Below are 9338 nucleotides of genomic sequence, written 5' to 3' on the forward strand. Positions count from 1 at the left end.
GGTCCCTTCGCGGATCGGATGTCGGCCGTCCGCCTGCTGTCGGCCCGCTACCCGGCGAGTTTAGGGCGTGGCCGGGTCGCGGCGGTCGTGGTTATCGGCTCGGCACCGTCCAGCGTGCCGTGGGCGCCGTAGGGGCGGCAGCGGAGAAACGCGGCTTCGTGGTGGAACGGTGCCGCCCGGTGCTCCCGGACCGCCGCCTTGTGTTGAGGCTGTGTGGAGCCGTATGCGTAGCGGCTCATCGCGGAGACGCTCTGCCATATGGAGAACGTGCCGACGAAGCGCGGCGGTCTGGCCAGGGCGGTGGACGCGAGCAGTGCGGGATCGGCCGCGGCCCGGCCGGCGGCCGAGGAATTGGCGCGCAGGAACGGGACCGCCCGGCGCAGCCGCAGCCTCCCCAGGGTGAGGACGGCGACCGGACCGTCCTCGTCCGCCAACGCGGCGTCTGGGTCCGTCTCGACCGGCATCGGACTCCACGCGCCGGAGACCCGCACCGGCCGCAGCCGCACATGCCAGCCGCCGGACAGCAGGCGGGGCAGCGGGTCTTCGGCGAGGAAGTGGTCCAGGGCGGCGTCGTCCTCCCATGAGGCGATCAACGCGGCCCGGCGGGGGTGCAGCTTGGGCAGGCCGGAGGCTATGGCGCCGGTGAGGGTGGTCTCGGCGTAGCGCAGGCCGGGAGTCGCTCCGGGGCGTGGGCACTGGCTGAGAACGGCCCGCACGGAGCGGACTCCGACGTCGGCGAGATGTACGGAAACGATCACGCGGCCTCCCTTGCCCGATCGAGTAAGTTACTAATGCGTATACCAATTGGTACACGATCGAGTATCCTTCATCGCAGAGACAATTGCCAGCGGAATCCCCCGGCAAAAATGAGCCAGACCCCATCACCCGCACCGACATCGCACGAGGACGCCGCATGAGCGAGATCGACCGGAATCGCGCCGCCCGGGCCGAGGCCAGGACGCGCATCGAGGACGTGGCCGCCCGGCTGTTCGCCGAGCGCGGCTTCGCGGGCACGACCATCGGGGAGATCGCCGCCGAGGCCGGCCTGAGCAAGCCGATGCTCTACCGCCACTTCGACTCCAAGCAGGAACTCCATCTCGCCCTGATGGAGCGGCACCGAGACGAGCTGGCCGCCGCCCCCGTCCATGAACTTCTCCATGGCGAGGGTGATGTGGGTCGTCGTATGGAGGCGATGTACGACGCCTGGTTCGGGTATGTGCAGGCCCATCCGTACATCTGGCGGATGATGTTCCGCGACACCACGGGCGACGCGGAGGTGCAGGACTTCCACCGCGAACTCCAGCGCAGGCAGCGCGAAACGGACATGGCCCTGCTGCGCGAGTTCGTCCCCGGCATCCCGGAGGCCGAGCTGGAACCCCTCGGTGAGGCCATCCGTAGCTCGCTCTACGGGCTTGCCCTGTGGTGGCTGGACCGCCCGGAACAACCACGCGAGGTGCTGGTGGCGACCATGACCCGCATCACGCGTGGCTTGATAGCGACGGTTGAGGGGGCGGGGGAGGGGCGTTCCGGCGGCTGAGCGGGCGCACGGTTGAGGAGGCGTACGGCTGAGGGGGCGCAGCGCGCGGCTGAGGGGCAGCACGGCCGAGGGGGCGTATGGCAGCGGCTGGTTGGCAGTGTTCGCTCCGCGTCTGCTCCACACCCGCCCACCCCCCGAAGGGGGGTGGGCGGAGGGGAAAAACTAGCCGGGGGGAAACCAGCGGAGGGAAAACCCAAACGTAGGAGCGGCGGAAAGCCTGAGTCGACCGGCGCCCCCGGAGAAGAACGAGGCGAGCCGCGACACCCGAGTTGGGCAGGACAATCGCAGAAGCCGCAGGTGCCTGCACGTGAGCTCGCAGGTGAGCCCGCAGGTGAGCGAGGCGAGCGGAATAGCCGCAGGTGGACGGGCAAGCGAAAGCCCGGACGTGGGGGCGAGGCGAGTGGAGAAGCCGGAGGTGCGGAAACGGAACCCCGGGGGCGAACGCCCGGGCCTCGGCCCTGTCTTGGGCTCCGCCCTGCCCCTGCGCCCTGCCCCTGCGCCTTGTGCCCTGGGCCGCCGCCTTGTGCCCTGGGCCTGCGCCCTGGGCCTGTGCCCCGGGTCTCCCTCCGGCCTCCCGCCCCGGGGCCTCCGTACCTGCTCCCCCCTGAGTCACCGCCCCGGATACAGCGCCGTCCGCAGATGCTCCGTCCAGTGGGCCGCCGATTCCTTCGCCAGGCGGGTTTCGGGTGCGTAGAGCTCGAAGGCGTGCCAGGCGCCGGGCACATTGCGGACGGTGACCGGCACTCCGGCATCCATCAGGCGCCGGGCGTATGCCAGGCCCGCGTCGCGCAGCGGGTCGAGGTCGCAGACCTGGACGTAGGCGGGCGGCAGCCCCGAGAGGTCGGAGGCGCGGGCCGGGGAGGCGTAGGCATCCGGTGCCGTCCCCTCCGGCGGATAACCCTCCGGGAGGTAGTGGCGCCACGCCGCGTGGACCGAACGCAGGCTGTTCACCCGGGGGTTCGGCCCGGCGTCGGAGGTGACCGCCGGGATGGGCTCATCGGCGACGCGGTCGTCCAGGTCCGGGATGCACATCGACTGGTAGGCGATGGCCGGGCCGCCGCGGTCGCGTGCCATCAGGGCGACCGCCGCGCTCAGTCCGCCGCCCGCCGACTTGCCGGTGACGGCGATCCGTTCCGGGGCGATGCCCAGCTCGGCCGCCTGCGCCGCCGTCCATTCCAGGGCGAGGTAGCAGTCCTCCACACCGGCCGGATAGCGGTGTTCGGGCGCGAGGCGGTATTCGACGGCGATGGTGACGGCGGGCAGGTTGCGGCAGAGTTCGAGCGCGGTGCGGTCCTGTCCGGGCAGCGAACGGCCGATGGCATAGCCGCCACCGTGGAAGTGCAGTACGGCGGGCAACGGCGCCGCGGAGGAGGCGTCAACGGTGTCCTCCGGCCAGTAGACCTCGACGGTCAGCGCGCTGCCGTCCGGCCGCGGGACGTCATAGCGCTTGCTGCGTACGCCCGAACGGTCGGCCGCACGCATCGCCAGCAGCGCGTTGAACCTCTCGCGGGTGGCCGCGATGTCCTGGTACGGATCGGAATACGGTGGCAACGCCTTGAGGAACGGCACGAGTTCGGGGTGGACCTGTATTCCGGGCGGTACGGCCATAGGGGCGCTCTCCTCTGGTCACGACGTGCGTACGCGGCGCGCGCAGGCACCTGCCTCACTCTGCACCGCGGCACCGACAGTCGGCGGTGGAACGGCGAAAGCCGCGCGTGTCAGGGCCGGTGCGGCGGCCCGGCAGGTGGCCCGCAGTCGCACATCCGGCTCAACGGCGGCACGGCCGGCATCGGTGCCCGAACGCCCCGCGCGCCTGAGGCGGGACTGCACCCGGGACGACCCGAGGCGCGGCCACCCGCTCCCGCCACCGCCCGCTCACTTCGCGTCCCCGTAGCACTCCACCACCGCCGTCGTGAACGGGAACCGCACCGGTGTCGGCCCGAAGGCGATCCGGCCCGCCGAGTCCGCCGCCATCGCGATCGCCTCGGACACCGCCCCGGCCTCCTCCGCCGGGCAGTGCACGATCACCTCGTCGTGCTGGAAGAAGACGAGTTCGGCGCGGAGTTCGGCCCCTGCCAGGGACTGGCGCAGCGCGGCCAGCATCAGCAGTGCCCAGTCGGCGGCGCTGCCCTGCACCACGAAGTTGCGGGTGAAACGGCCGCGGGCGCGGGCCGCGGAGCTGCTGCCGTATCCGGTGGGTGCGTCGTCCTCCTGGGGCAGGCCCGCCTCGTCGGGGGTGGCCATGGACGCGGGCGGGCAGGTGCGGCCCATCCACGTGCGCACCAGTCGGCCCTCCTCACCGGCGCGGGCGGCCTCGTCGACATACGCCACCGCGGCCGGGTAGCGGCGGCGGAGATCGGCCATGTGCTTGAGGGCGTCGCCCGAGGTCTGGCCGTAAATGGCGCCCAGCAGGGCGAGTTTGGCCTGGTCGCGGTCGCCGCCGAAGGCCCGCGCCGCCAGATCCGCGTACAGGTCCCTGCCGCTGCCGGCCACCTCCATCAGGCCCCGGTCGCGGGAGACGGCGGCCAGCACCCGCGGCTCCATCTGGTCGGCGTCGGCGACCACCAGGCGCCAGCCCGGGTCGGCGCGCACCGCCTGCCGGATCACCTTGGGGATCTGGAGGGCGCCGCCGCCGTTGGTGGTCCAGCGGCCGGAGACCGTGCCGCCGGGCAGATACTCGGGGCGGAAGCGGCCGTCGTGCACCCATTGCTGGAGCCAGGACCAGCCATGGGCGGTGTACAGACGGTAGAGGGACTTGTAGGCGAGCAGCGGCGCCACCGCGGGGTGGTCGATCTGCTGGAGTTCCCATTTGCGCGTCGAGGTCAGGGCGATGCCGGCACGGGCGAAGGCCCTGATGATGTCGTTGGGCAGGTCGGGACGGACCCGTACGCCCTCCCCGAAGGCCCGCGACACCTCGTCGGCCAGCTCCGCCATACGGCGCGGTTCCAGCCCGCCCGGATAGCGCTCGCCCAGCAGCTCGTCCAGCACCTGCCGGTGCACATCGGCCCGCCAGGGCACTCCGGTCCGTGCCATCTCCGCGGCGACCAGCATGCCCGCCGACTCGGACGCCAGCAGCAGCCGCATCCGCTCCGGCTGCTCGGTCTTGGCCGTACGCGCCACCTGACCGGCATAGACCTCCAGCAGCGCGGTGAACTCGTCCGTGCCGGGTGGCAGTGGCACGGGTGCCGGCTCGAACAGGGACGGCTGGGTCTCGGCGGCGCGCGCGGGAGTGTCCTGCGGGACGGGCAGGCCGTGCAGCCGCGCCCAGGCGGCGGCCAGCGAACGCGGCTGGCCCCACTGGCCCTCCTCGTGGCCGATCAGCAGCGCCTCCGCCGCCTCGACGTCGTAGCAGCGCTCGACCCGCACCCCGGCGGCCAGCAGGCGCCGGTAACTCTCGGCCGTGGACCGCCACACCCAGCGCTCGACCTCGGGGCGCGACCGCACCGCCTCGATGAGCGAGGGCTCGCTCACCACCGGACCGGCGGGCCGCCCGTCCTGAGTGAGCGGGCAGAGACGAACACCCCCGTCGTCCGTCTCTGCCACCGCCCATCTCATGGCTCCGAGTCTTGCACCAGGGTCTGACAATGCCGCCGACGCCGGCCTCGGCGAGGCATCGGGAGCACGGCTCCGTCGCCGACGGTGCCTCTGCGAGCAGCGCCGGCACATCCGTGGCGGCGGCCCCGGGCACCGTCCGGGGCGCCTCCCCCGATGACGGCGACGCCCTTCCCGGGACGCTCCAGCAACGCCGCGGTGAGTTCCTGGCGGGTCAGCAGCCGACCGTCCAGGAGCTCGTCGACGGCCTCGCCGAGCATCTCCATCTGCTGCGGAGCCACCCCGAACGCCCGCTGCCAGGACGGCTTTTCCCGGGTGCGCGCGGCCCCCAGCAGCGAGAGGTACGCGGCCGTCCCGCCGGCCGGCAGCAGATGCAACGTGCCGCGCATCGCCCAGGTCTTGACCAGGGCGCGCGCGGCCAGGGCACGCCGCACGGCAGCGGCGTCGGGGCCATCTGCCGTGTCATCACGGCGAGTTCGGCGGCGGAGGCGACCTGTGCCTGGACGCCGGCCAGCCGCGCCACCACTTCCTCGGCCGGGCGTCGGTGCGCGGCGCCGGACACTGCTGCCGCGACCGCCAGGTCAGCACCTGCGCGTGGGATACCTTCATGACGCCATTGCACACGACGCCACTGACAATCGGCCGTGTGTGACGCCTGACGTGGGACGATGGCGCGGACGGCGGGGATCGGAAGCGGTTGAGCGCACGACGCGGGCGCCACTGCTGTCCCATACGACACTTTCGTCCATTATCACCCGATTGGTCCCGCTACTTTTACCCGGTTTGTTGCGTTGAACTGCTTGTCGCTCCAGGCGGCGCGTACAGAATCCGGAATGCTGCTCAGTGAAGAGGTTCACCGTGAAGTTTGTCTCCAAGGCCGTGGCCCTGTCCGCCGCCGCGGGCATCGCCGTCATCGGTGGGGCCGGTATGGCCAACGCCGACGGTCATCACCACCACCAGCACAAGAAGGGCGCCTTCGCCGCGGGCAAGGCCGTGGGCTCGCCCGGCGTGTTCTCCGGCAACCTCGTCCAGGTGCCGATCCACGTCCCGATCAACGTCTGCGGCAACGCCGTCGACCCCTTCGTCGGGGTACTCAACCCGGCGTTCGGCAACATCTGCATCAACAAGTAATCCCCGCTCAGCGGTTGAGGCCCGCCCTCTCCCGGGTGGGCCTTCCGCACGCCGTGTCCCGGCCGGTCCGCTCTCCCGAAACGGCATTCGGCACGGCCCGGCGAGGACCACGCCGCGCGGAGGTCCGGGTGCGGTGATATCTGTTTATGGTTGCGTGGCAACCGGGTGAATCGGCGAAACCGCACCCCCGAAGGGGAGTTGACCAGTGCGCTCTGGACACGGGCGCTCCGCTTCGGGAAGGGTGAAATGTGATCAAGAAGGTTCTGGCCACGACGGCTGTGGCCGCGTCTCTGGTCGGTATCTCCGCGACGGTCGCCCCGCAGGCGATGGCGACCGGTGATCACCACGGCACTTCGACGGTCAACGGGAACGGTGCCAAGAGCGTCTTCGGCAACTCCAAGACGCACGGCAAGCTGAGCCCGCAGCTGGAGCTCGTCCAGGGCTCGCTGAACAAGCCGTGCATCGGTTTTCCCGTCAAGGGCGACGTCGGCTCGCTGGCCGGGGTCGTCCCGGTCACGGTTCAGTACGTCCATGTGCTGTCCTCGCCGCAGAGCCAGCAGTGCACCGCGAATTCCACCCAGGCCAGGGGCGACGAGGCACTGTCGCACATCATCGACGACATTCCGATCTACTCGGGCAACGGCGTGCACAACCGCTGGGCCGGCCATCCATCGCCGGTCCGGGTTTCTGCCGCCTGATCTCCCCGCGGCCCCGGCCCGCCGCACCGTGTGGCGAAGGATAGGAATGGAATTATCCGCCCCCTATCGGCGGGAATTGATATTCGGTAGGTGCCCCGCCTGTTCGAATTGTGGTGTTCTTTCCGCATCGTATGTGCGGGATGTTGTCCGAAATGGCCTTGCGGCGATCGGGCGATTTTTCCGAAAACTTCTCCGCAAGGGTTTCGTTGCCGAGGGGAAATCGTTACCAATATCGACAGCGGAGTTACGGGCGAGCAGATCCGCGCCCGTGCGACACGACGGTCGTGTGCGCTACGGACCCGCTGCAGGAAGGGCGCAAAGTGAAGTACGCAAAGGTCGCCGCAGTCACCGCCGGTACGCTCCTGGCCGTGGGCGCTGCTGCGCCGGCGTTCGCCGACGCGGGTACCAAGGGTGGCGCCAAGGGATCCCCTGGGGTCTTCTCGGGCAACGTCGTCCAGGTGCCGATCCACGTGCCGATCAACGTCTGCGGCAACACGGCCGACTTCCTCGGGCTGCTCAACCCGGCATTCGGCAACAAGTGCATCAACCGCTGAGTCGAAGAAATTCGAGCTGTGTTGTCGTGACCGGCCCCGGCTCGCCTTCCCTGCGCGTCGGGGCCGGCGGCATTCGGGCCGCCCGGGGCATCGGAACGGCCGGAAGCTTTCGAGTGGCGTCGCCAAGAAGGCGGAAATCCATAGTTTCTCCGGGGGGCGGCACTCGTTAGTCAGGGGGAAAAGCGGTGTTCCGAGCAGCGAAGTGATTGCTCACGCGGCGCTGATGCCGCGATCTCCACATGCACCGCCCCAGAAGGGACAGTTGAAAGTGAAGTACGCGAAGTCTGCCGCGGTTGTGGCCGGTTCTGTCATGGCGCTGGGTGCGGCCGTCCCCGCTTTCGCTGCCAATCACGGCTCGCCGCAGACGAGCCTCAACGGTGGAGTGGCCGAAGCGCTGCACAACAAGCAGCTGGACGGCCACCAGATCACGCCGCTGGTCGACACCGTCAAGACGACGGCAGAAACCGTCAAGTACGGACCGAAGAGGCTTCTTGTTGGTGCCACGGGGACCAACAAGAAGGCGAAGAAGAAGAGTCCGCTGCTCGGCGGTCTGCCGGTCACCAAGTAACGCATCCGGCGACCCGGAAAATTCACTTTCCTGTGTGTTCGCCCGGTGAAATCGGCGCGGCTGTGAGACGCCTCAGCCGCCGGACCAGCAACGTGTGCGCCGGCCGGAACCGGACGGTCGGCAGCATGGTCCGGATGGCGAATCGCAGCCGCGTTGTTTCGTGCGGCATTCCAGGCGGGGCGCCTGGTCGGCACGACGGATCGGGCGCCGGCTCGGCCGCGTGAACGAGTACAAAGAAACAGGCCCGGAACTTCGGGTCGCTGGTTGGCTTTGTCCTGGTCTCGGTTCAGGGCGTCGATGTGCGGTCCTCGCCGCAGGACCAGCAGTGCACCGAGAATTCCACCCAGGCCAAGGGTGACGAGTCGCTGTCGCGCGTCCTGGACCACATTCTGATTCACCCCGAGAACGGCGAGCGCAAGCGGCGCCGACCGCGTGAGAAATGTAATTGCCGGGCCGTCCGGAGTTCCTCTATCCGGGCGGTCCGAATTCTATTTTTCGGGTCGCGGGCAGGGTGTGGGATTGTTATTCGTGAGAAAGGGTCTGAGGGGTTTTCGTGCGGGTTTTCGGGCCCGGTTTATGTCGTGGTTGCGGTTCTGCTCTGGGCTGCGGAAATCGTGGTGGTGCCGTTTTGGGAGAGGTGTCGCCATCTCTTCGGGTGATGGGGCGGAGTCCGTATCTCTACATCTCTACGGCCTGTTGCCGAAACAGGGCTCCCGTGCCGGGAGTTCCTTCTCCCGGAGGGGTTGCACGATGAGGAAGATGATGGCCGCCTCGGCGATTGCGGCGTCGGGCGTCGGATTCCCGGCCGCGGCTGCTCCGCACGCCATGGCGATGGGTGGTCAGGACGGCACCCGCACCGTTAGCGGCAACGGTTCCAAGAGCGTGTACGGCAACTCCAGGACACACGGCAAGCGCAGCACGCAGCTCGGGCTTCTCCAGGGCAGCCTGAACGAGTTCCGCGTCGGTCTGCCCGCCAAGGGCGACGTCGGCTCGCTGTTCGGGGGCGTGCCGGTGACGGTCGAGGACATCAATGTGATGTCCTCGCCGCAGAACCAGCAGTGCACCAGGAATTCGACGCAGGCCAAGGGGGACGAGGTGCTGTCGCACGTCATCGACGACATTCCGATCCACTCGGGCAACGGCAGGCGGCACCGTTGACGGCCTCGGCCGCGGCACCGAGGGCGTTCCGGGCGGCCGGGTCCACCTGTGCGGGGAGCCGGCCGCCGGTCGTGGCGGCGGGCACGAGGGGGGGGACGCAGCGGCCAGCGGGGTTTTTCTGGCAAAATTGAAGAAAGGTT

The 9338-nt window shown here is 69.7% G+C and carries 10 protein-coding genes and 1 pseudogene; 7 read left to right on the forward strand and 4 right to left on the reverse strand.

From position 1 onward, the window contains the following. Window positions 1-47: 47 nt before the first annotated feature. On the reverse strand, window positions 48-758 hold the full coding sequence (locus tag RZ84_RS20070; RefSeq protein ID WP_043265452.1) for a hypothetical protein: 711 nt from the start codon (window positions 756-758) through the stop codon (window positions 48-50). Window positions 759-913: 155 nt separating this feature from the next. Here RZ84_RS20070 and RZ84_RS20075 point away from each other — a divergent pair, with 155 nt between their 5' ends. Then, entirely contained in the window at window positions 914-1537 is a 624-nt protein-coding gene (locus RZ84_RS20075; RefSeq protein WP_043265453.1) for a TetR/AcrR family transcriptional regulator, read from the forward strand. A gap of 609 nt (window positions 1538-2146) precedes the next feature. Here RZ84_RS20075 and RZ84_RS20080 read toward each other — a convergent pair. The 3 genes from RZ84_RS20080 to RZ84_RS35115 form a co-directional block, all read right to left on the reverse strand. Further along, entirely contained in the window at window positions 2147-3145 is a 999-nt protein-coding gene (locus RZ84_RS20080) for an alpha/beta hydrolase (RefSeq protein WP_043265454.1), read from the reverse strand. Between the two features lie 267 nt (window positions 3146-3412). Continuing rightward, window positions 3413-5092 (reverse strand): bifunctional 3'-5' exonuclease/DNA polymerase, encoded by a 1680-nt coding sequence (locus RZ84_RS20085; RefSeq protein ID WP_043265455.1) that lies wholly within the window; start codon window positions 5090-5092, stop codon window positions 3413-3415. Next, a complete protein-coding gene (locus tag RZ84_RS35115; RefSeq protein WP_052230043.1) occupies window positions 5089-5523 on the reverse strand; it encodes a DNA glycosylase AlkZ-like family protein in 435 nt (144 codons plus the stop codon). The genes RZ84_RS20085 and RZ84_RS35115 overlap by 4 nt, the downstream gene beginning before the upstream one ends. Before the next feature lie 424 nt (window positions 5524-5947). Between RZ84_RS35115 and RZ84_RS20095 the strand changes: the two genes are divergently transcribed. The 6 genes and pseudogenes from RZ84_RS20095 to RZ84_RS20115 all read left to right on the forward strand — a co-directional run bounded on the left by RZ84_RS20095 (window position 5948) and on the right by RZ84_RS20115 (window position 9198). Further along, window positions 5948-6220 (forward strand): chaplin, encoded by a 273-nt coding sequence (locus tag RZ84_RS20095; RefSeq protein WP_043270367.1) that lies wholly within the window; start codon window positions 5948-5950, stop codon window positions 6218-6220. Window positions 6221-6468: 248 nt separating this feature from the next. Beyond that, window positions 6469-6918 (forward strand): rodlin, encoded by a 450-nt coding sequence (locus tag RZ84_RS20100; RefSeq protein WP_052230044.1) that lies wholly within the window; start codon window positions 6469-6471, stop codon window positions 6916-6918. Window positions 6919-7238: 320 nt separating this feature from the next. Continuing rightward, window positions 7239-7472 carry a chaplin gene (locus RZ84_RS20105; protein ID WP_043265456.1) on the forward strand — a complete coding sequence of 78 codons (234 nt, stop codon included), beginning with the start codon at window positions 7239-7241 and terminating at the stop codon, window positions 7470-7472. 268 nt (window positions 7473-7740) lie between these two features. Then, the gene (locus RZ84_RS20110) at window positions 7741-8040 is read left to right on the forward strand and encodes a hypothetical protein (protein ID WP_043265457.1); all 300 of its coding nucleotides are present in this window, start codon (window positions 7741-7743) and stop codon (window positions 8038-8040) included. Window positions 8041-8288: 248 nt separating this feature from the next. Continuing rightward, a pseudogene (locus RZ84_RS41445) lies at window positions 8289-8435 on the forward strand (RdlA protein); the annotation flags it as partial. A 355-nt stretch (window positions 8436-8790) separates the two neighbouring features. After that, a complete protein-coding gene (locus tag RZ84_RS20115; RefSeq protein WP_043265458.1) occupies window positions 8791-9198 on the forward strand; it encodes a rodlin in 408 nt (135 codons plus the stop codon). Window positions 9199-9338 lie beyond the last annotated feature (140 nt).

The organism is Streptomyces sp. CT34, assembly GCF_000805335.1.
GTDB lineage: Bacteria > Actinomycetota > Actinomycetes > Streptomycetales > Streptomycetaceae > Streptomyces.

Bases quoted from the DNA above. Each gene is read 5' to 3' on its own strand.
- RZ84_RS20075 (WP_043265453.1), top strand. From the start codon at position 914: ATGAGCGAGATCGACCGGAATCGCGCCGCCCGGGCCGAGGCCAGGACG.
- RZ84_RS20080 (WP_043265454.1), bottom strand. From the start codon at position 3,145: ATGGCCGTACCGCCCGGAATACAGGTCCACCCCGAACTCGTGCCGTTC.
- RZ84_RS20085 (WP_043265455.1), bottom strand. From the start codon at position 5,092: ATGAGATGGGCGGTGGCAGAGACGGACGACGGGGGTGTTCGTCTCTGC.
- RZ84_RS20115 (WP_043265458.1), top strand. From the start codon at position 8,791: ATGAGGAAGATGATGGCCGCCTCGGCGATTGCGGCGTCGGGCGTCGGA.